This window comes from Paenibacillus sp. FSL K6-1230, assembly GCF_038002385.1.
Taxonomy (GTDB): Bacteria; Bacillota; Bacilli; order Paenibacillales; family Paenibacillaceae; genus Paenibacillus; species Paenibacillus massiliensis.
Genome location: NZ_JBBOCK010000001.1, coordinates 178,074 through 199,814 on the forward strand (window position 1 = coordinate 178,074; position 21,741 = coordinate 199,814).

A 21,741-nucleotide genomic window follows, 5' to 3' on the forward strand; every position below is an offset into this window, starting at 1 on the left:
GAAGAAGGTGGCTTAATATGTCCGAGGGTATCTACGTTGGTGTTGACTTGGGAGGTACAGCAATAAAGGTTGGTATCTGTAACAGCGAGGGACAGCTTCTACAGACCTATGAGGGACCGACAGGAACCGGTGAAGGTGTGGAGAAAATCCTATCCAATATCGAGCAGTACGTCAGACAGATTGTCGAGGATTCTCCCTATAGCTGGGATCAGCTGCAAGGGGTAGGAGCTGGCATTGCTGGATTCCTGAACTCCGAGGATGGAGTTGTTGTACTGGCTCCCAACGTAGGCTTTAAGGACGTGCCGATTCGTGCTCTGCTGGAGAAGCGGATTGGTAAGCCAGTGAAGATAGAGAATGATGCCAATGTAGCGGCACTGGGTGAGGCATGGGCTGGAGCAGGCAAAGGAGTTGCCAATTGTGTATGCTTTACGCTGGGAACGGGCGTAGGTGGTGGTATCATCATAGGCGGCAAGATCTATCAAGGCTTCTCCGGTATGGCTGGTGAAGTCGGTCATATCGCAGTTGTTCCTGATCTGGAAGCCATTCAGTGTGGCTGCGGAAAGATGGGCTGTCTAGAGACTGTATCCTCGGCAACAGGGATTATCCGTATGGCGAAGGATGCCGTGGAACGGGGAGAGCTTACTGCGCTTGCTCAGGTAGAGCATATCATGGCTAAGGATGTCTTCGATGCCGCAAAGCAGGGTGATGAGACAGCGGTCCGCATCGTTCGCCGCGCAGCCTTTTATCTAGGAAAGGCCATGGCTACTACGGCAGCCGTGCTGAATCCGCAGATGTTCATCGTCGGTGGGGGCGTCTCCAAGGCAGGGGATATCCTGTTCGATGAGCTACGTGAGGTTGTTCGTCAGCTGACGCCGGGGCCGTTGTATCAGGGACTCACGGTTGTGCCCGCTATTCTCGGCAATGACGCTGGAGTCGTAGGGGCAGCAGGTCTGCTGTTGCGTTCCTGATTAGATAGCTATAATTCATTCAAGCGTATGGGGAAAGAGGGGAGCCGCATGTCGGAAAACAGCTCAATAGCAACCGCGACCGCAACACTAATCATCATTACAGGGATGTCGGGTGCAGGGAAGACGATTGCCGTCCAAAGCCTGGAGGACCTGGGATTCTTCTGTGTAGATAATCTTCCGCCCGTGCTGATTCCCAAATTTGCCGAATTGATTGAACAATCGAAAGGCAAGATTGCCAAGGTTGCCCTGGTCATTGATTTGCGGGGCCGGGAGTTTTTCACGGCGCTCTCTGAATCGCTGAATTACGTTAAGGATCATTTCACCATACATTGTGAAATTCTATTCTTGGATGCCAGTGATGCCGTCCTTGTACAGCGGTACAAGGAGAGTCGTCGTCGTCATCCGCTTGCTCCGGAAGGAATGCCGCTTGATGGCATTCGTCTGGAGCGTAAGATGCTGGAAGAGCTGAAGTACTCGGCTACACAGGTGATCGACACCAGCTCGCTGAAGCCAGCTGTTCTGAAGGAACGCATTATTGCGCGTTTCTCACATCTGGAGGGCAGTCAGTTCTCGGTCAACATCACATCGTTCGGCTTCAAGTATGGAATTCCGATTGATGCAGATTTGGTATTTGATGTTCGGTTCCTGCCTAATCCGCATTATGTGGAGCAGCTGCGACCACGCACGGGACAAGATAGCGACGTATATGATTATGTTATGAAGTGGCCAGAGACCCAGTCATTCCTGACCAAGCTATTGGATATGCTGCATTTCCTCATTCCACAATATCGGAAGGAAGGAAAGAGCCAGGTCATTATTGGAATAGGCTGTACTGGTGGTAAGCACCGCTCGGTAGCGATATCTGAGTATCTGGGCAAAATGCTCGGTGCAAGCGAAACAGAGGTTGTCTCGGTCAGTCACAGGGATGCCGATCGGGATCGGCATTAAGATAGAGGTGAGTTTATGAAAACAGCGGGACAACAGCTGGAGCGTCCACGTATTGTCGTTATGGGCGGGGGTACGGGCCTGTCAGTCATGCTAAGAGGTCTTAAGCAGAAGCCGCTGGATATTACCGCCATTGTCACTGTAGCTGACGATGGCGGTAGCTCAGGGATTTTACGAAATGAGCTACAGATGCCACCGCCGGGGGATATACGAAATGTGTTGACTGCATTGGCAGATGTAGAGCCACTGATGGCGGATCTGCTCAAGTATCGCTTTGCCTCCGGCTCAGGGCTTGCAGGACATAGTCTGGGTAATCTGATTTTGGCTGCCATGACCGATATTTCTGATGGTGATTTTGTTACAGCCGTGCGAGAGCTTTGCAGGGTATTTGCCGTACGCGGGCGCGTGCTTCCTGCTGCGGGTGAGGGCGTCATTCTTCATGCCGAGATGGAGGATGGCTCCATCGTCACAGGCGAGTCCAAGATCCCGGAGGCGGGCATGCGGATTAAGCGAGTCTACCTTGAGCCGGATCACGTGGAGCCGTTGCCTGAGGCTGTGGAAGCGATCCAGAAGGCTGATGCGATACTCATCGGTCCGGGAAGTCTGTATACTAGTATTTTGCCTAATTTACTGGTTCCCAAGCTGGCTGAGGCTGTGGTGTCGTCTGATGCGGTCAAGATTTTTGTCTGTAATGTGATGACACAGCCTGGAGAGACGGATAACTACAGTGTCGGTGATCATCTTCAAGCAATTGTGGATCATGTAGGACATCAATTATTTGACTATGTTATTGTGAATAATGGGGAGATTCCGGCTCAGGTGCAGGAGAAGTATGCCGAGCAAGGAGCAAGACCCGTACAGCTTGATCTTGGACCGGTGTCAGAGCGAGGATATAAAGTGGTGGCGGATACACTGGTGCTATTTCGAACGTACCTGCGCCATGATGCTGACAAGTTGAGCCAGCACATTTATCAGCTGGTACAGAATTGGATGTTCAGAAGGAGGTGAAATCCATTGTCATTTGCGGCCCAGACCAAAAAAGAGCTGACCCTGATTGAAGCTCAGGATTGCTGTGAGAAAGCAGAATTGTCAGCCCTGATTCAGATGCTTGGCTCAGTCCAGCTTACGAACAAAAAAGTCGTTCTGGATATATCAACGGAGAATGCCGCGATTGCACGACGGATCTATTCCTTCATCAAGAAGCATTTTCAAGTGCATACTGAACTGTTGGTTCGTAAAAAGATGCGGCTTAAGAAAAATAATGTATATATTGTCCGTATACCGAGCAAGGTACAGGAAATTCTGAAAGAGCTTCATATTGTGTCTGAGGGATTTGTATTCACCGAAGGGATTAATAAGGAGATCATTCGGAAAAACTGTTGTAAGCGGGCTTATCTGCGCGGGGCTTTCATGGCTGGAGGCTCCGTGAACAATCCCGAGGGCTCGTCCTATCATCTGGAGATCGCATCGATGTATGAGGAGCATTGCCAGGCACTCGTAGAGCTTGCGAATGAATTTCATCTGAACGCACGTTGTATTGAGCGCAAGAAGGGCTTTATTCTCTACATCAAGGAAGGCGAGAAGATTATTGAGCTGTTAAGCATTATTGGTGCACATCAGGCCCTGTTCAAGTTCGAGGACGTACGTATTATGCGTGACATGCGTAACTCGGTGAATCGGATCGTGAATTGTGAGACGGCGAATTTGAACAAGACGATCGGTGCCGCTGTCCGGCAGATTGAGAACATCAAGTTGCTGCAGAAGGAAGTCGGGCTGGAGTCTTTGCCTGATAAGCTGCGTGAGGTAGCGGAGGTTCGGCTGGCTCACCCGGATATGAATCTGAAGGAAGTCGGCGAGCTTTTGAAAGGTACAGTGAGTAAATCGGGCGTCAATCATCGTCTCCGCAAGATTGATGAAATGGCCGAGAAAGTACGTGCAGAACTGTCCTAGCGGACTTCCAACTGCTGCATCTGGCATCTCGACTGGACGGTTGCTGTTTTTTTTCTAGTTAATGGCCCCGGTTAATGGTATAATGTGATAAATAAAATGGTGTATTTATGTTTCATTTGTGTTGATAGATTGCACTCTAAAAAAGGGGGAGTTGTTGAACATGTCTAAACATCCGGTAGTTGTACGTTTGAAAACAGGACTGCATGCCAGACCAGCTGCATTATTCGTACAGGAAGCCAATAAATATTCTTCTGAGGTCTTCGTAGAGAAGGACGACAAGAAAGTAAATGCCAAGAGCATCATGGGAATTATGAGCCTGGCAATCAGCTCCGGGACAGAAATCTACATTAGTGCTGAGGGTGCGGACGCTGAACAGGCTGTAAACGCTTTAGTAAGCTTGGTAAGCAAGGAAGAACTCGAAAATCAATAATCGGCGCTCTGTCGGTGTGCAGCCCCTGAAGAGGGGCTTTTTGTATATAGTCAGAATAGTAATCCGTAATTAGAGTCGGGATGTATTTATTGAATTATTTTTTTGAATTTTGAAGTGTTATACATAGGGTGGAGAAGCTATACACATGATCAGGGAGAGATTCCGCTGATCTTTTTTTGTACTCTGGGTTTATGTAGTGCAACCTTTTTTACGTAATTCCGTCTAGAGGTTAAAATTATCCAACTTCAACATAAGCAGGGCCATATCAAAGGAGGAGCATGTAAATGAAAACATGGACAAGAGCAGCAGGAGCAGCCTTGCTGGCAGGCAGCGTATTTTTGGGCGGTTTTGGTACCGTAGGATTGGGAGGACAGGATAGCGGCCGGGCGTATGCAGCTACAGCATCAGATGTAATCCGTAATGTCATCAGTGTTAATGGGTCTGGAGAGATTTCGATCAAGCCGGATATGGCTACTCTCTACATCGGTGTGCGGACTGAGGGGAAGACAGCGGCTGAGGCTCAGAAGTTGAACGCACAAAGAATGACCAAGCTGAACACACTGCTCAAGCAGACATGGGGCATTGCAAACAAGGATATCCAGACGAACCAATTCTATGTGCAACCTAACTATAACTATACTGAAAAAGAAGGCCAACAGCTCATTGGCTACGTTGCTACTCACACGTTGAGCGTGAAATACCGCGATCTGAGCAAGGTGGGCGAGCTGCTGGATGCGGCAACCAATGCTGGAGCGAACAGCGTGGACAACATCCAATTCTCGGTAGAGGATACACAGCCGTATGAGGAGCAAGTGATCGCGAAGGCGCTGGCTAACGCCCAAATGAAAGCTGGCGCAGTAGCCAAGGCTGCCAATCGCCAGCTTGGTACCCTCTTGAATGTGAATTTGGAGCAGGCTCAAGTACCTTTCGTGTACCTCAAAAATGAATTGATGGAATCCAGAGCGGGCGGCACTGCGGACTCCACATCTTTCGAACCAGGTGAAGTGAAGATCAGTACGCAGCTTAGCGCACAATATGAAATGAAATAAATAACTATTAGCCATCCAGATCCAATCCAAGCGGAGGCTGTCACTGAACTTGCATAAGAGAGTGGCAGCCTCTGTTTGATATTTGACTCGTCTGATGGCAGGGAGAAGGTTCTAACAATCTTGTAACCGGGGTTGTTACCCAATTCAACAGGGGGCAGCGTAGAATAGCTTCTTGAAGAGGTACATATTTGTTGATAAGGAGAGACGAATGTTATGAGATACTACACTAAGCCTATAGGGCGCCTGCTGCTGGCTACAGCAGTAGTTACAGGGGCGGTGTTGCCTGTATCGTCTACCTGGGCTTCATCGACCGTAGAAGAAGCTCAGAATCAACAAGTGAAGCTGTTCTGGGGGGGACAAGAGCTTAAGGATAAGGGCTTGTTGATTCAAGGTAAGACTATGATTCCTGTATCCGCATTGCGTGATGATCTGAAGCTGGGTGTCTCTTATGATGCCGAGAGCTTGACCTATACAATTAATGGTGGACAGAACAAGGTTCGTATTTATGACGGGAGCGATGAAGAGCTGTTCTTGAATGTGAACCAGGTTTATATGAAGGGTATGGAAGGAACTAAGAAGAACGGTAAGCTCTATATACCGATTGGTGTGGTGAAGAATTATCTGGGCGTCCAGGCGGCGTGGGACGGTGTGAGTAAGCAGGTTCGGATGAGTGCGGGGAAGAATCAGCTTTTAAAATGGTCAATGGAGCCTGTGCTGCAGAAGGAAGAGCCTACGGTTCAATATGATATTCATACATTGAAATTAGAGGGAGACTATCCCGGAATAGCCAAGATCAACGAGATCCTGAAGAAGCGTGCGGAAGAGTTGGCGGCTGCTTCCAAAGAATCTGTAAAGACTGGCGGCCCGACGGCAGACCATCCATTTCAATTTGAGAATAACTATTTGGTAACGGATCTTCAAGCTGATGTCGTCAGCCTGGTTGTGGATGAGTATGGATACCTTGGCGGAGCACACGGGATGACAGTCCGTAAAGGCTACACCTTCTCTCTGAAGGATGGACAGCTGCTGAAGCTGGAAGACGTATTGGGGGCGAACCCGAATTACCTGAAGGCGCTAAATGACAAGCTGACTCCACAAGTTACGAACCATGGTGGATATCTTGGGGATTTCAAGGGCATTGGCAAGGATCAGGATTTCTACCTGTCTCCTGCTGGCGTCGTGATCTTCTTCCAGCAATATGAGTATACGGCTTATGCTGCCGGGATTCCGGAGTTCGTATTCCCATATAGCTCATTGCTGCCACAAGGGAAGGCCCCCTTCTCTCGTTAAGAATATGCTAAGAATAGCTACTTTCACAGCGACTCAAGAGAAGACCTGAATACACAGTCAAACCAAGAAATTACACACTGTATCAAAGGAAACATAAACAAGCTACCTACAGGACAGAGTGAAAAAGCTAAATAAGCCGCCTTCGGCTATAACCGGAGGCGGCTTATTTGTTCTGTCAACTATTGCCGTGGTACTAGGTCACGCCATACCCTCAGGCAAAGTGTATTAGACACCTTGTGGTGGAGTGCTCGAGATCACTTGGTCAACCAGACCATATTCCTTGGCTTCCTCAGCGGACATGAAATAGTCGCGGTCGGTGTCCTTCTCAATCCGTTCCAGCGGCTGTCCTGTGCGTTCAGCCAGAATCTTGTTCAGCTTGTCACGCATCTTGAGGATGCGACGTGCACGAATCTCGATGTCTGTCGCCTGTCCTTGGGCTCCGCCCAACGGCTGGTGAATCATGATCTCACTGTTCGGAAGGGCGAAGCGCTTGCCCTTGGCCCCTGCATTCAGCAAGAATGCGCCCATCGAAGCAGCCATACCTACACAGATGGTAGATACATCAGGCTTAATGAAATGCATAGTATCGAAGATCGCCATGCCGGCTGTGATCGAGCCGCCAGGACTGTTGATGTACAAGTGGATGTCTTTTTCCGGATCTTCCGCAGTCAGAAACAGCATTTGAGCGATAATGGAATTGGCAACAACATCATTTACATCAGAACCGAGGAAAATAATGCGATCCTTCAGCAATCTGGAATAGATGTCATAGGCGCGTTCGCCGCGATTGGTTTGTTCAACGACCATAGGAATGTAACTCACGTAAAAACCTCCCTTAAATTAGTTCGATTATGTGTTGCGAAAGGTCTTAGAATATATTCTTCCAAAGTCCCTTCCCATTAAACTGTTACCTTAATAACCACATCATAAACAATTTAAATCAAAAAGTCAAAGAAAGTCAAACTAAAGAATCAAAAAAAGAGCGAATCCGCTCTTACATGGTTAACAATATAATAAGTGCTTATGTACAAGTTCTTAGAAAGTATGGCGCGCCCGCAAGGAATCGAACCTTGATCTCAGGCTCCGGAGGCCTACGTCATATCCATTGGACCACGGGCGCATGCTATTTATTAAAGCACTACTCAATCAATTATATTCTCTAACTAACTAATTAACTAGCTAATTCACTAATTGGCGAGCAAAGTTGATTATATGCTAAGTGGAATGAAAAAGCAAGTATCTGATTAGAGCGCACGCTTATTATGTGATCTATGGATATTTACCGATATAACATGCCACCTAGGGTAACATAACTGACCAATACCTAACGGAAGATGTATCTTTTTGCAAAATTTATAGCCTGAATCTGTTTTTTTGACGTAAAGATTCCTTACTTATGTATAAAGGGCAAAAAGGTAGTGAAATATAGGTTCGGGGCACTTGCTTCTGAAGCAAATATTGGGTAGAATAACTGTGGGACTTAAAAAGTTAACCCGGGACATTTTGAGACCAGCTAGGTTTGAGATGGACTGTACCATCTGATTGTGAGTTAGAGCAGAATAGAAGTCTGCAGGAGTGGAAAGCATGCGAAATATATTAGAAATACAGAAGCAGCTTCTGCCTGATCTCACGGAAGTTTTGAAAAAAAGATATACCATCCTGCATCAGATCATGCTGTCTGAGGTGGTTGGCCGCCGAACGCTGGCGTCATCCCTTCATATGACAGAACGTGTACTGCGAGCTGAAACCGATCTGTTGAAGGCCCAAGGGCTTCTGGAGATTGATCATGTAGGCATGAGGGTGAGCGAGGCCGGATACGAGCTGCTAGAGCGGCTTGAGCCGATTGCCAAGGAATTGTTCGGATTGTCCCTGCTCGAGGAACAGATTCGTCAGATGTACAACCTGAGGAAGGTTGTCGTTGTACCCGGTGACTCGGATAGCTCGCCTCTTGCGAGAAGAGAACTGGGAAGAGCGGGCGCCAAAGCCCTTCTGGGGATTATGGGGGATGAGGATATCATTGCCGTCACTGGTGGCACTACGATTGCCGAGGTGGCCGAGCAGTTGACTACACCGCCCACAGGCCCGATTCGCGGTGGATGGTTCGTACCCGCACGCGGCGGACTTGGCGAGAGCATGGAGATGCAAGCGAACACGATTGCTTCCACTATGGCACGCAAGGTTGGTGCCCAGTACCGACTGCTTCACGTCCCTGATCTGCTTAGTAACCATGCTTATGAATCATTGCATCAGGATCAGAGCGTTCAGGAGATTGTCAGTATTATCCGTAAAAGTCGAATTATCATTCATGGCATCGGGAATGCCAATGAGATGGCCCGCCGGCGCAGGCTGGAGCAGGAAGTCATTAATGAGATTCGTGCTGAAGGGGCCGTTGCAGAGTCATTCGGCTATTACTTTAACGAGGATGGTATTGTCGTTCACAAGATGCTGACGCTTGGGCTCCGACTGGAGGACATCAAGCGAACTGAGATTGTGCTGGCGATTGCTGGAGGTTCTAGCAAGGCTACGGCGATTCAGGCAGTTCTTCGTTTTGGTCATGAGGATATTCTGGTCACGGACGAAGCAGCAGCTAACATTATTGTGAGCAACAGCTAGATTGCTGTCTTAAGTAGCATAGGCAATCATTCATATTGTTGTCTTGACGGGCTTAACCGCTCTGTCTTGAATAAATAAAAACGAAACTTGGGAGGAACTTACTCATGGCAGTTAAAGTAGGTATTAACGGTTTTGGACGTATTGGACGCTTGGCTTTCCGTCGTATTCAAAACGTAGAAGGTATTGAAGTTGTTGCAATCAACGATTTGACAGACGCTAAAATGCTGGCGCACTTGCTCAAATACGATACTACTCAAGGACGTTTCGAAGGCGACGTTGAAGTACATGACGGCTTCTTCAAAGTAAACGGCAAGGAAGTTAAGGTTCTGGCTAACCGCAACCCTGAAGAGCTGCCATGGGGCGACCTGGGCGTTGATATCGTTCTGGAGTGCACAGGCTTCTTCACAACTAAAGAGGCTGCTGAGAAGCACCTTAAAGGTGGAGCTAAGAAAGTTGTTATCTCCGCTCCAGCTACTGGCGACATGAAGACGATCGTTTACAACGTAAACCATGATATTCTTGATGGTTCCGAAACTGTAATCTCCGGTGCTTCTTGCACAACGAACTGCTTGGCTCCTATGGCTAAGACGCTGCAAGACAAGTTCGGCATCGTAGAAGGTCTGATGACTACTATTCACGCTTACACTGGCGACCAAAATACACTGGATGCTCCACACGCTAAAGGCGACTTCCGTCGTGCTCGCGCTGCTGCTGAGAACATCATCCCTAACACAACTGGTGCTGCTAAAGCAATCGGTCTGGTTATTCCTGAGCTGCAAGGCAAATTGGATGGAGCTGCACAACGCGTACCAGTAGCTACTGGTTCCCTGACTGAGCTGGTAACTGTACTGGACAAGAAAGTAACTGCAGAAGAAATCAACGCAGCTATGAAAGAAGCTTCCGACCCAGAAACTTATGGCTACACTGAAGATGAAATCGTATCTTCCGATATCAAGGGTATCACTTTCGGTTCCCTGTTCGACGCTACTCAAACTAAAGTTCTGACTGTTGGCGACAAGCAACTGGTTAAGACTGTAGCTTGGTACGACAACGAAATGTCCTACACAGCTCAATTGGTTCGTACTTTGGAGCACTTCGCCAAACTGGCTAAGTAATCCCTGAACCTGAGTAACACTATAGAGCGGAAACAGTCGTTATTGTTTCCGCTCTTTATCTATGAACTTGTTGCCAGATGACAACAGAGTTGTACTCACAAGTGACTCCTGTGGAATGCTCTTCCTTGGGGAATTCCCATTAAAATATTAAGGGTATGGAGGAACATACGATGAACAAAAAGAGTGTACGTGATATCGAGTTGAACGGGAAAAAGGTATTTGTCCGTGTAGATTTTAATGTGCCTGTAGAAAATGGTAAAATTACAGATGACAAGCGAATCCGCGAGACACTGCCAACAATCAACTATTTGATTGAGCAAGGCGCTAAGATCATCCTCGCTAGCCACTTTGGCCGTCCAAAGGGTCAAGTTGTTGAGGAAATGCGTCTGACTCCAGTTGCTGCACGCTTGTCCGAGCTGCTGAACAAGCCTGTTCAGAAGGTTGATGAGGCAATTGGCGAGAACGTGAAGGCTGAAGTTGCCAAGCTGAACAATGGCGATGTATTGCTGCTTGAGAACGTTCGCTTCTATCCTGGTGAAGAGAAGAACGATGCTGAGCTGGCTAAGCAATTTGCTGAACTGGCGGATGTATTCGTGAACGATGCCTTCGGAGCTGCACATCGTGCTCACGCTTCCACAGAAGGGATCGCACATCACCTGCCAGCAGTATCCGGCCTGTTGATGGAGAGAGAGCTGGATGTATTGGGTAAGGCTCTGTCTAGCCCTGAGCGTCCTTTCACTGCGATCATTGGTGGATCTAAGGTTAAGGACAAAATTGACGTGATCAACCATCTGACTGAGCTGGCGGACAACATCATTATCGGTGGTGGTCTGGCTTATACGTTCTTCAAGGCTCAAGGACACGAGATCGGTAAATCCCTGCTGGATGAATCCAAGCTGGATGTGGTTCTGGGCTTCATCGAGAAGGCTGAGAAGCTCGGCAAGAAATTCTACCTGCCAGTAGATATCGTAGTGTCTGATGATTTCAGTGCAGATGCTAACACTCAAATCGTAGACATCGACAGTATTCCTGCTGAATGGGAAGGCGTGGACATCGGACCGAAGACTCGCGCGATCTACGCTGATGTTATCAAGAACTCCAAGCTGGTTGTATGGAACGGACCAATGGGTGTCTTCGAAATGGAGCCATTCGCTGGTGGTACTCGTGAAGTGGCTGAAGCTTGCGCGAACACAGAAGGTTACACTATTATTGGAGGCGGGGATTCCGCAGCAGCTGCAGAGAAATTCAATCTGGCTGACAAGATGAATCACATCTCCACTGGTGGCGGCGCTTCTCTTGAGTTCATGGAAGGTAAAGCACTTCCTGGCGTTGTAGCACTGAACGACAAGTAATAAGGCAAGGGAGCTGAACATATTGAGAACACCTATTATTGCAGGCAACTGGAAGATGTTCAAGACTGTTCCAGAGGCTAAGGACTTCGTTCAAGAAGTCAAAGGCAAAGCTGAAGTTGAAGGCGTAGAGAGCGTCATTTGTGCACCTTTCACGAATCTGCCAGCATTGGTAGAAGCGGTTAAGGGAACTGCCATCAAAGTTGGAGCACAAAACGTCCACTTTGAAGAAGATGGTGCGTTCACTGGTGAGATTAGCGGACGTATGCTGGCGGATCTTGGCGTAGATTACGTCATTATCGGCCACTCCGAGCGTCGTCAGTATTTTGCTGAGACTGATGAGACGGTGAACAAGAAGGTTCATGCTTCCTTCCGTCATGGCTTGACTCCGATCGTATGTGTCGGTGAGAAGCTGGAAGAGCGTGAAGCTAATCAGACGAAGGAAGTCTGCAAGGTACAGACAGAAGCTGCATTTGCAGGTCTGGCTGCAGACCAAGCAGCTAAAGTAGTTATCGCTTATGAGCCAATCTGGGCGATTGGAACTGGCAAATCCTCGACTGCACAGGATGCTAACGAAGTCATTGCTTATATCCGTAGTCTGGTTAAAGGACTGTACGGTGAGCAAGTGGCGGATGCTGTTCGAATTCAATACGGCGGTAGTGTTAAGCCTGAGAATGTAGCCGAGTATATGGGACAAAGTGACATCGACGGGGCTCTTGTTGGTGGTGCAAGCCTTCAGCCTGCATCCTACATTGCACTTGTTGAGGGGGCGAAGTAAGATGACTGCACCCAAACCGGTTGCTCTCATTATCATGGACGGCTTTGGTCTGCGTGACAAGGTTGAAGGTAATGCTGTCGCGCAAGCCAATAAGCCGAATTATGATAAATACTTGACTCAATATCCGAACACGACGCTCACGGCTTCTGGTGAAGCTGTAGGCTTGCCTGAAGGACAGATGGGTAACTCTGAGGTAGGTCATCTGAATATCGGTGCTGGCCGAATCGTGTATCAGGATTTGACTCGAATCTCCAAATCCATTCGTGACGGTGAATTCTTTGATAACCCGACATTGGTGGAAGCGGTTCGCCATGCGAAGCAGAACAATACCAAGCTTCATCTGTATGGTCTGCTCTCCGACGGCGGCGTGCACAGTCATATCGAGCATTTGTTCGCGATGCTGGACCTCGCCAAGAAGGAAGAGCTGCAAGAAGTCTACATCCATGCCTTCATGGATGGCCGTGATGTCAGCCCGGATAGCGGTGTTGGCTTTATGGAGAAGCTGATTGCCAAGATCGAAGAAGTAGGTATTGGTAAAATTGCGACGGTTCAAGGCCGATATTATGCTATGGACCGTGATAAGCGCTGGGAGCGTGTAGAGAAGTCCTACCGTGCCATTGTGTATGGTGATGGACCGAAATATACCGATCCTCTGAAAGCACTTAAGGAATCGTACGAGAAGTCCGTATTCGATGAATTCGTAGAGCCGACGGTTATTACCAAGGCAGATGGAAGTCCAGTAGGCCTGGTAGAGACGAATGACTCGGTCATCTTCTTGAACTTCCGTCCTGACCGTGCAATCCAGCTGTCCCAAGTGTTCACAAGCAACGATTTCCGTGGCTTTGACCGTGGACCGAAGTTCCCACAGTCGCTGCACTTCGTATGTCTGACCCTGTTCAGCGAGACGGTGAACGGCTTCGTGGCTTACGAGCCTAAGAATCTGGATAATACCTTCGGTGAAGTGCTTGTGCAGAACAACAAGAAGCAGCTGCGCATCGCTGAGACGGAGAAATATCCACACGTAACGTTCTTCTTCAGTGGTGGGCGTGATGTGGAGCTTCCAGGCGAGACACGTATCCTGATCAACTCTCCTAAGGTAGCTACATATGACCTGCAGCCGGAAATGAGTGCCTACGAGGTAGCTGATGCCTGTGTGAAGGAGATCGAAGCGGACAAACACGACGCGATCATCTTGAACTTTGCCAACCCGGATATGGTAGGTCACTCCGGTATGATGGAGCCTACAATCAAGGCGGTAGAGGTAACGGATGAGTGTGTAGGTCGTGTGGTTGATGCAGTCAAAGCCAAAGGCGGCGTCGTGATCATCATTGCGGACCACGGTAATGCAGATATGGAGATTGACGAGCAAGGCCGTCCATTCACTGCACACACAACGAACCCTGTGCCATTCATCGTTACAGATGAGAATGTGGTACTGCGTGACAAAGGTATCTTGGCCGATGTCGCACCAACGTTGCTTGATCTGATGGGGCTGCCTAAGCCTGCCGAAATGACAGGCCAGTCCATGATTGCAAGCCGTAAGTAAATTGGTACTGACGCTTCTTCAATCTCTGCTGAAAGCGGGAGCGAAGAGGCGACCCTCATAACATAATTAAAGGAGACTGTGTACAAATGACTATTATTACTGATGTATACGCCCGCGAAGTCCTTGACTCCCGTGGTAACCCGACTGTTGAAGTTGAAGTATATCTGGAGTCCGGTGCAATTGGCCGTGCGATCGTACCTTCCGGTGCATCCACTGGTGCTCATGAAGCTGTAGAACTTCGTGACAACGATAAAGATCGTTACCTTGGCAAAGGCGTTCTGCAAGCTGTTAAGAACGTAAATGAAATCATCGCTCCAGAAGTTATCGGTCTGGATGCTGTGAACCAAGTTGAGATCGACAAGCTGATGATCAGCCTGGACGGTACTCCAAACAAAGGTAAACTGGGTGCTAATGCGATCCTCGCAGTATCCATGGGTGTAGCTCGTGCTGCTGCTGAAGCTTTGGCTCTGCCACTGTACCAGTACCTGGGTGGATTCAATGCGAAGCAACTGCCAGTACCAATGATGAACATCGTTAACGGTGGCGCTCATGCGGACAACAACGTTGACGTACAAGAGTTCATGGTTCTGCCTGTTGGCGCTCCAACATTCAAGGAAGCACTGCGTATGGGTGCTGAAATCTTCCACAACCTGAAAACCGTACTGAAAAACAAAGGCCTGAACACTGCAGTTGGTGACGAAGGTGGATTCGCTCCTAACTTCACTTCCAACGAAGATGCTCTGTCCTCTATCATCGAAGCTATCGAAAAAGCTGGTTACAAACCAGGCGAAGACGTATTGCTGGGTATGGACGTAGCTTCCACTGAGTTCTTCAAGGATGGTAAATACGTACTGGAAGGCGAAGGGAAATCCTTCACGCCTGCTGAGTTCGTTGACCTGTTGGCTTCTTGGGTGGAAAAATACCCAATCGTTACCATTGAAGATGGCTGCTCCGAAGACGACTGGGAAGGTTGGAAATTGCTCACTGAGAAACTGGGCAACAAAATCCAACTGGTGGGTGACGATCTGTTCGTTACTAACACTGAGCGTCTGGGCAAAGGTATCGAAGAAAACATCGGTAACTCTATCCTGATCAAAGTGAACCAAATTGGTACATTGACTGAGACTTTCGATGCGATCGAAATGGCAAAACGCGCTGGTTACACAGCTGTTATCTCCCACCGTTCCGGTGAGTCCGAAGACAGCACAATCGCTGATATCGCGGTTGCTACTAATGCTGGCCAAATCAAAACGGGTGCACCTTCCCGTACAGACCGTATTGCAAAATACAACCAACTGCTTCGCATCGAAGACGAGCTGGGTGAATTGGCACAATACAACGGCCTGAAATCCTTCTACAACCTGAAAAAATAAGTAACGGTTCCTGACGTCTTCACCTGAAGACTTGGAATGTGTGCTTAGCATAGGAATGAGTGCTGATGTACTGTAGTATCCTTACACAATAAGGTGCTTCTGTATGAGGGCTTATTCCACGACAAAAAGCGGACCTGCGGGTCCGCTTTTTCTTTTGCATATGGGCTCGCAAACGTATCGTACTTGCTGAGGTGTACAACCAAGGGTCGTCACCTGACATCTAGATAACTAATCTGTATGTGCTCACTCTGAGTAATCGGGCTTGCACGTATGCATCCTCGTCAATCAGGAGCTTTCCAATCGTATTCCATGCGTCTAGCTGTCTGAAGGGCTGTCTCTACGTCTAGATAGCGACTGACGAGATGGAGGTACATATGAATACCTGCCGATATTCCTCCAGAGGTAATGATATCGTTCTCATCCACGTATTTGACGCCACTTTGGACCTGTACGGCAGGATAGTCTCGGGCAAGGCGCTCCAGATCCATCCAATGTGTAGTGGCTGAACGACCGTCGAGTAGCCCAGCCTCAGCAAGCAGTAATGCTCCTGTACAGACAGAGGCAATCTGCACCTTGTTCTGTGCCTGTTCACGCAGCCATTCCAGTACCTCTGGCTTGCGTATTTCAATTTCCTCCGCGCCATAGCCGCCTGGGACAATGAGTAGATCAACGACAGGCAAGGTCTGAAAGCTGTGACCCGGCTGTACCTGAAGTCCATTACGTGCCGTAATCATGGCTCCGTCCGCTGATACCGTATGCACGGTGAAGGCCTTAGCTGTCACGGCCGCCCCAGCTTCGTTCTTGTGGAAGGCTTGCGTCTCAGTGATCGAGAACACCTCAAAGGGCCCAGCGAAATCCAGCACTTCCACCTCGTTGAACAAAAATATGCCAACCTGATAAGGCACAGGCATGGACGCTCCTCCCCTCAATGAGCCGTTTTAATTAATCGCAATGTACAGCTCGATCTTATTCGCTTCGCTTTCAGGCTGGTAAGCAGCTCCCCATACCTCAAAATCGTAGTCACCAAGCTCATAGCCTTGAGACGGAATCCACTCTTGATAAAGGTATTCATAGGTCTCATCTAATGCAGACTCGGGGCCAACATGCGTATATCGGACATAAGAGCTCTTATTGAGATGATGTATAATGAGTTCGGACGGCGCCTCTACTATAACCAGCTGTACGGTATCCGATAATATGTGAGAAGGTGTCGCTCTTGGGATCGAATCCCTCATCTTCAGGGTATATCTGGATGAGTAATACCTCATCTTGATTTATGGAGGATAGCTCATGCTTACGATTGACCAGGGCATGATATGTGTCTTGGCCTAGCCCTGCTTCAAATTCCTGAACAGTGGCTTCCAATCGGTAGCCAACTACCTGAAAGGCATCCAGTTGAATGGTCTGGGGCTGCATGGGGGCTTAACCTCCTGAATGATTGAATGTTATTCATGACAGTGTATAAGTCAGATACATGAGCTACTAGAACTGAATCTTAAGTGTGTCTCCCTGGATATTCACGCCAGCCGAGCGACGAATGGCCAGCTTCTGCTCCTCAGTGAAACCAATGGTCTCTCCATCGCGCAAGGTAACATTATAACTGATAATATACCAGGCTATATCCGCCAGAAAATCGCGGAGCTCAGCAGGAGAAGCAGGGCTTTCGAGCACTTCAATCTCATCTTTGCCAAAGGAGTTCAACCCAATCGTATAGCCACTCACTCCATTCTCTGTCCGTACCAACCCGAAGTATACCAAATTTAACAACGGGAATTGCTCATTGGCCTTCATGTCCTCCGTTACCTCTTGAAAGAACGAAGGCTGGAATACCGTTCCCGAGGAGTACAGTCCGATCGCATTAGGTAGCTTAAGGCAGCTGGAAGCCAGCTTGGTGTATACGGCAGCGGTATCTAGCAGAGAGCTCTCCCGCTTGAATACAGCGATGATGATCTGGGCGACATGGGTGCGAGTGACCTCTTCTGCCTCGGGCCAGAGATAATTACTGGCTGCATTATGTACTGCTTCATCATCAGGAACAGGGGCATTCACGAAGCTGACAGCGATCATACAGCCCTCTGCTTCAAAGACCAGGGGAGTCGGGCCGTCCTGATCTTCACGAGAATGGTCTTCCTCCGCCACGGTAGCATCAACCGAGATGCTCCAGTCTTGAAGCAGATTCGCTTTGATCTGTTCTTCATTGAACTCAGAAGAATTCAGTAGCACGAATCCGGTAAATAGCCCCGGAGAGTCGTCGGAGTCATCGAAGTTATCGGAATCCGATGAGCCTCCCTGCGCTGGAGCTTCTCCAGCGGCTTCATAAGCTGCAGCTTGCTGCATCCAATATTCACGAATCATTTCCACCATCGCGATGGCATCCTGCTCGGCTGTAGATGGATTATAAGGCTGCATCTCACTGAATACGTGACCGCAGTGCTGCGCATCCTCGGGGCTCTCATAACCGCCGCATACCCCAATCAGCCAACCACCCAGTAGATTCTTCTTGTACTTAAATATGTAGTAGCGCATGCCGTGCAGTTCGAACTCTCCCGCTGGCTCAATCCTGCGAGGCTTATGCCCCAGCTCTTGCTCGTGTGACAACCATTCAATCAAGGACTCCTTGGCCGCTTGCTGTTGCACTGTCATGTAATTGTCTCCTTTGTTGTAGCTTGGAATTTTGTAATAAGAATGAATTGTCTTATTATACCAATACATGCAACGCCTTCTCAACTCAAATGCAAGTGCCACAGAGGCCCTTGAAGTTTTGTGAATTAAGAAAATGGAGCTCCATTAGCATCGTTTTTGTAATGATCTACTTTGTTGCTATTCCATGAACCAAATTTTCATTTTAGGAGCAACCGAAAAAGCTAATCACGTAAATCAGGTTGTCAACCTCCGTGGGGTATGATAGAATGAAATTGGTGTTTTAAGCATTATGCTTGGCCCTAATTACAGATAATCATCATTTGACATACATGTTGCTGTATTGGGTTCTTGAAGATCAGATGCAGTCTCATAGGAGGTGGATTAACATGGAATTGTTCTTGAAGATTGTGCTTGTAGTGTTGTCCCTGGCTGTGGTTACCGTAGTATTGCTGCAAAAAGGTAAGAGCGCAGGCTTGTCCGGTGCCATCTCTGGTGGAGCTGAGCATCTGTTCGGTAAAACCAAAGCTCGCGGTATGGATCTGGTGCTCCAGCGTGCTACTGCAGGTCTGGGTGCGGCGTTCATGATCGTATCGATTGTGGTTGCTATCTATACTTAATCAAGGAAATACGAAAGCCTTCGTTTCACAATGAAACGAGGGTTTTTTTTGTGAATGAAAATGCGGATTCGAATCTTAAAAAGGATAATGGGTCATCCTATACGGATGCTGTGGATTAATATGGTGTATACTAGGGTATGAGTATACTAAGGTCTGCTGTACAGAAAAGGTATGTTCTGGAGCAGACTTCGGATGTACCCGGCACAGCAGTGACGCATTGGCCTGGGGCTACATCGCCAATACGCACAGGTCAAAATTACAGGGCACCCGAGGTGGACAATACACATGATAACGAAAGAAGCAATTTTGGAGTTTATGCGGGAGACCGCTTATAAACCTATGACCTACCAGGAGCTGGAGCAGCATTTCGGCATTGAAGAGGCATCTGATTTCAGGGAGTTCCTGAAGGTGCTGAATGCGCTGGAGGAAAGCGGACAAATTCTGCTGACACACAACAATCGTTACGGGGTGCCGGAACGGATGAACCTGATCCGCGGTCGGCTGCAGTCTCATGCGAAGGGTTTTGCTTTTCTCATTCCTGAGGATCGGGAATCGAAGGATGTATACATTCATGCGAATGACCTCAAAGGGGCTATGAATGGGGATACTGTTCTGGTCCGTGTCACATCGAGCGGACCTTCTGGCGGGCGCCTGGAGGGCGAAGTGGTGCGTATCGTTACCCGTGGCATCACCCAGATCGTAGGTGTCTTCCAGAGCCATGAGGTATACGGATTTGTGCTGCCAGATGACAAGCGTGTGAATCGGGATATCTTCATCCCACAGCCATCCTTCAATGGAGCGGTGAACGGGCAGAAGGTGGTCGTCAAGATCGTCAATTATCCAGAGGGACGGGCAGCGGCAGAGGGAGAGATTATTGAGATTCTTGGTCATAAGGATGATCCGGGTATCGATATCCTCTCTGTCATCCGTAAGCATCAGCTTCCGGAAGCATTCCCGGAGGAGGTCATGGCAGAGGCAGAGGCTGCACCTGATGCCATTACGGAGGATGAGATCATCCGTCAGGGGCGTCGTGACCTGCGCGGCAAGACGATCGTAACGATTGATGGTGAGGATGCCAAGGATCTGGATGATGCGGTCAATGTAGAGCGACTGGAGAACGGACATTACCTGCTGGGTGTGCATATCGCCGATGTGGGCTATTATGTGCGGGAGAATTCCAAGCTGGACCAGGAGGCATATAATCGGGGCTGTAGCGTGTATCTTGTGGACCGTGTTATTCCGATGCTGCCGCACCGCCTGTCGAATGGAATCTGTTCCTTGAACCCGCAAGTGGATCGACTGACCATGTCATGCGAGATGGAATTCGATGAGCAGATGAAGGTCGTGCGCCATGATATTTTCACCAGTGTGATCAAGACCAAGGAACGGATGACCTATAAGAATGTTCGCATCATTCTGGAGGAAGAGGACCCGGAAGTGATGGAACGCTATGCCGACCTCGTCGATAACTTCCGACTCATGAAGGAGCTGGCGCTCAAGCTGCGCAACAAGCGGATGAAGCGCGGAGCGGTGGACTTTGACTTCGACGAGGCGAAGGTCATCGTGGACGAAGAGGGCAAGGCGGTTGATATTGTCAAAAGAGAGCGGACGATCGCCGAGCAGATCATCGAGGAATTCATGCTGGCAGCGAATGAGACGGTCGCTGAGCATTTCCACTGGCTAAAGGTACCGTTCATCTACCGGATTCATGAGGACCCGGATCAGGAGAAGCTGCAGAACTTCATGGCCTTTGCTGCGAACTTCGGACATCAGGTGAAGGGTCGTGGTAATGCGATTCATCCGCGTGCACTCCAGAGCTTACTGGAATCGATCGAGGGTACCAAGGAGCAGACCGTCATCAGTACGATGATGCTGCGTTCTATGAAGCAGGCGAAATACGATGCGTCGATGACGGGGCACTTCGGGCTGGCAGCTGAATATTACTCCCATTTCACCTCGCCAATCCGTCGTTATCCCGATCTGGTCATCCACCGCGTCATTCGCGAGGTCATTGAGCATGGTGGGCTCCTTCCGGCCGATCGCCAGGAGTATTTGGCAAGCCGTATGCATGACATCGCACAGCAATCCTCTGAGCGTGAGCGGGTAGCAGTAGATGCTGAGCGGGATACCGAGCAGATGAAGAAAGCAGAATACATGCTCGATAAGGTCGGGCAGGAATTCGATGGGATTATCAGCAGCGTGACAGGCTTCGGTATGTTCATCGAGCTGGAGAATACCGTCGAAGGTCTGATTCGCCTGAGCGGATTGACCGATGATTTCTATCATTTTGATGAGCAGCATATGGCCTTGATTGGTGAGCGCACCTCCAAGGTGTTCCGCATCGGGGATGAGGTCAAGATTCGCGTCGCTCGTGTCAATATGGATGAGCATACGATTGACTTCGAGATGGTCGATATGAAGCCACGCCGCGAGCGTGGGCGACCAGATCGTGCGGATGGTGGCCGTCCTGAAGGTGGCGGCGGCAGATTTGGCGGAGGACGAGGCAAGGGCTCTTCACGTAGCGAAGATCACCGAGGTCGCCAAGGCGAACGCGGCAAGCCGAAGTCCAAGACCGGCAACCCGGCGAAGTCCGGTGGGAATGGTCGCAAAGGCGGGCCTGAACAGGGGACACCGAGAGCAGATCAGCCTACACAGCAGCGCAGCTTTGGCTTCGGTAGCGGTAAGGGTGGCTACAACTCCCCAGCATCTGCTGTCGGTGGTAATGGCTCCGGTGGTCAAGGGCGCCGTAAGCGGACCAGTGAGAGCGGGATTTTCATCGGTGAAGGAGCAGCCCCTGGAGGAAACGGTGGATCGCGCCGCAAGCGGAAGAGCAAGAGTAATGGCAATGGCAACGGCACGGCAGCCTTTGTCCGGAAGAAAAAGAAGTAATTCGGCAAGAGAAATGATATTGTGAAAAGGCTTGTGGGGAGCACTCTGCAGGCAACACCAGTCGAAGACCTGGAAAGACACTCTAAAGTGAGCATGCCGAAAATAGCATAATGGAACGGCTGCGAGCCAGAGATGGTGAGCGGGTAGCAGCAGTAGTAACAGTAGTAACAGTAGTAACAGGATAAC

20 protein-coding genes and 1 tRNA gene are annotated in these 21,741 nt (G+C 49.1%); 15 read left to right on the forward strand and 6 right to left on the reverse strand.

The genetic code is table 11. From position 1 onward, the window contains the following. The first annotated feature begins 17 nt into the window (after positions 1-17). The 7 genes from MKX74_RS00855 (at position 18) to MKX74_RS00885 (ending at position 6,632) form a co-directional block, all read left to right on the forward strand. The gene (locus tag MKX74_RS00855; protein WP_018888152.1) at positions 18-968 is read left to right on the forward strand and encodes an ROK family glucokinase; all 951 of its coding nucleotides are present in this window, start codon (positions 18-20) and stop codon (positions 966-968) included. A gap of 48 nt (positions 969-1,016) precedes the next feature. Further along, entirely contained in the window at positions 1,017-1,916 is a 900-nt protein-coding gene (gene rapZ, locus MKX74_RS00860; RefSeq protein ID WP_018888153.1) for an RNase adapter RapZ, read from the forward strand. Positions 1,917-1,931: 15 nt separating this feature from the next. Beyond that, a complete protein-coding gene (locus tag MKX74_RS00865) occupies positions 1,932-2,921 on the forward strand; it encodes a gluconeogenesis factor YvcK family protein (RefSeq protein WP_341177187.1) in 990 nt (329 codons plus the stop codon). A 6-nt stretch (positions 2,922-2,927) separates the two neighbouring features. After that, entirely contained in the window at positions 2,928-3,863 is a 936-nt protein-coding gene (gene whiA / locus MKX74_RS00870; protein WP_028592882.1) for a DNA-binding protein WhiA, read from the forward strand. 160 nt (positions 3,864-4,023) lie between these two features. Beyond that, entirely contained in the window at positions 4,024-4,293 is a 270-nt protein-coding gene (locus MKX74_RS00875; protein WP_018888156.1) for an HPr family phosphocarrier protein, read from the forward strand. Between the two features lie 284 nt (positions 4,294-4,577). After that, on the forward strand, positions 4,578-5,342 hold the full coding sequence (locus MKX74_RS00880; RefSeq protein WP_341177188.1) for an SIMPL domain-containing protein: 765 nt from the start codon (positions 4,578-4,580) through the stop codon (positions 5,340-5,342). Between the two features lie 213 nt (positions 5,343-5,555). Further along, positions 5,556-6,632 (forward strand): DUF3298 domain-containing protein, encoded by a 1,077-nt coding sequence (locus MKX74_RS00885; RefSeq protein WP_133569941.1) that lies wholly within the window; start codon positions 5,556-5,558, stop codon positions 6,630-6,632. 225 nt (positions 6,633-6,857) lie between these two features. On the opposite strand, the gene clpP is transcribed toward MKX74_RS00885, so the two are convergent. After that, entirely contained in the window at positions 6,858-7,454 is a 597-nt protein-coding gene (gene clpP / locus MKX74_RS00890) for an ATP-dependent Clp endopeptidase proteolytic subunit ClpP (RefSeq protein ID WP_018888159.1), read from the reverse strand. 223 nt (positions 7,455-7,677) lie between these two features. Then, positions 7,678-7,752 (reverse strand) — tRNA-Arg (locus MKX74_RS00895). Positions 7,753-8,216: 464 nt separating this feature from the next. Here MKX74_RS00895 and MKX74_RS00900 point away from each other — a divergent pair. The 6 genes from MKX74_RS00900 to eno all read left to right on the forward strand — a co-directional run bounded on the left by MKX74_RS00900 (position 8,217) and on the right by eno (position 15,406). Next, positions 8,217-9,245, forward strand: coding sequence for a sugar-binding transcriptional regulator (locus MKX74_RS00900; protein WP_028592879.1), 1,029 nt, complete (start codon positions 8,217-8,219; stop codon positions 9,243-9,245). Between the two features lie 104 nt (positions 9,246-9,349). Beyond that, positions 9,350-10,360 carry a type I glyceraldehyde-3-phosphate dehydrogenase gene (gap, locus tag MKX74_RS00905; RefSeq protein ID WP_018888161.1) on the forward strand — a complete coding sequence of 337 codons (1,011 nt, stop codon included), beginning with the start codon at positions 9,350-9,352 and terminating at the stop codon, positions 10,358-10,360. 170 nt (positions 10,361-10,530) lie between these two features. After that, a complete protein-coding gene (locus tag MKX74_RS00910; RefSeq protein ID WP_341177189.1) occupies positions 10,531-11,712 on the forward strand; it encodes a phosphoglycerate kinase in 1,182 nt (393 codons plus the stop codon). 22 nt (positions 11,713-11,734) lie between these two features. Beyond that, the gene (tpiA, locus tag MKX74_RS00915; protein WP_018888163.1) at positions 11,735-12,487 is read left to right on the forward strand and encodes a triose-phosphate isomerase; all 753 of its coding nucleotides are present in this window, start codon (positions 11,735-11,737) and stop codon (positions 12,485-12,487) included. Between the two features lies 1 nt (position 12,488). Further along, positions 12,489-14,033: a 2,3-bisphosphoglycerate-independent phosphoglycerate mutase gene (gene gpmI / locus MKX74_RS00920; RefSeq protein WP_018888164.1), complete on the forward strand. Its 1,545-nt coding sequence runs from the start codon at positions 12,489-12,491 to the stop codon at positions 14,031-14,033. An 86-nt stretch (positions 14,034-14,119) separates the two neighbouring features. Further along, positions 14,120-15,406 carry a phosphopyruvate hydratase gene (gene eno, locus MKX74_RS00925; protein ID WP_018888165.1) on the forward strand — a complete coding sequence of 429 codons (1,287 nt, stop codon included), beginning with the start codon at positions 14,120-14,122 and terminating at the stop codon, positions 15,404-15,406. A 281-nt stretch (positions 15,407-15,687) separates the two neighbouring features. Here eno and MKX74_RS00930 read toward each other — a convergent pair whose 3' ends face one another. From MKX74_RS00930 to MKX74_RS00940, 4 genes are all read right to left on the reverse strand, one after another. After that, positions 15,688-16,317, reverse strand: coding sequence for a DJ-1/PfpI family protein (locus tag MKX74_RS00930; RefSeq protein ID WP_341177190.1), 630 nt, complete (start codon positions 16,315-16,317; stop codon positions 15,688-15,690). Between the two features lie 27 nt (positions 16,318-16,344). Then, positions 16,345-16,641 carry a GyrI-like domain-containing protein gene (locus MKX74_RS28180; protein WP_445667297.1) on the reverse strand — a complete coding sequence of 99 codons (297 nt, stop codon included), beginning with the start codon at positions 16,639-16,641 and terminating at the stop codon, positions 16,345-16,347. After that, complete coding sequence (locus tag MKX74_RS00935) at positions 16,535-16,822, reverse strand: hypothetical protein (RefSeq protein ID WP_341177191.1); 288 nt, start codon at positions 16,820-16,822, stop codon at positions 16,535-16,537. Before MKX74_RS00935 ends, MKX74_RS28180 begins: the two co-directional genes overlap by 107 nt. Before the next feature lie 66 nt (positions 16,823-16,888). Then, a complete protein-coding gene (locus MKX74_RS00940) occupies positions 16,889-18,049 on the reverse strand; it encodes a DUF4261 domain-containing protein (RefSeq protein ID WP_341177192.1) in 1,161 nt (386 codons plus the stop codon). Positions 18,050-18,435: 386 nt separating this feature from the next. Here MKX74_RS00940 and secG point away from each other — a divergent pair, with 386 nt between their 5' ends. Together secG and rnr are read left to right on the forward strand one after the other, a co-directional pair. Continuing rightward, positions 18,436-18,666 (forward strand): preprotein translocase subunit SecG, encoded by a 231-nt coding sequence (secG, locus tag MKX74_RS00945; RefSeq protein WP_018888173.1) that lies wholly within the window; start codon positions 18,436-18,438, stop codon positions 18,664-18,666. Positions 18,667-18,951: 285 nt separating this feature from the next. Beyond that, positions 18,952-21,555 carry a ribonuclease R gene (rnr, locus tag MKX74_RS00950; RefSeq protein ID WP_341177193.1) on the forward strand — a complete coding sequence of 868 codons (2,604 nt, stop codon included), beginning with the start codon at positions 18,952-18,954 and terminating at the stop codon, positions 21,553-21,555. Positions 21,556-21,741: the final 186 nt, after the last annotated feature.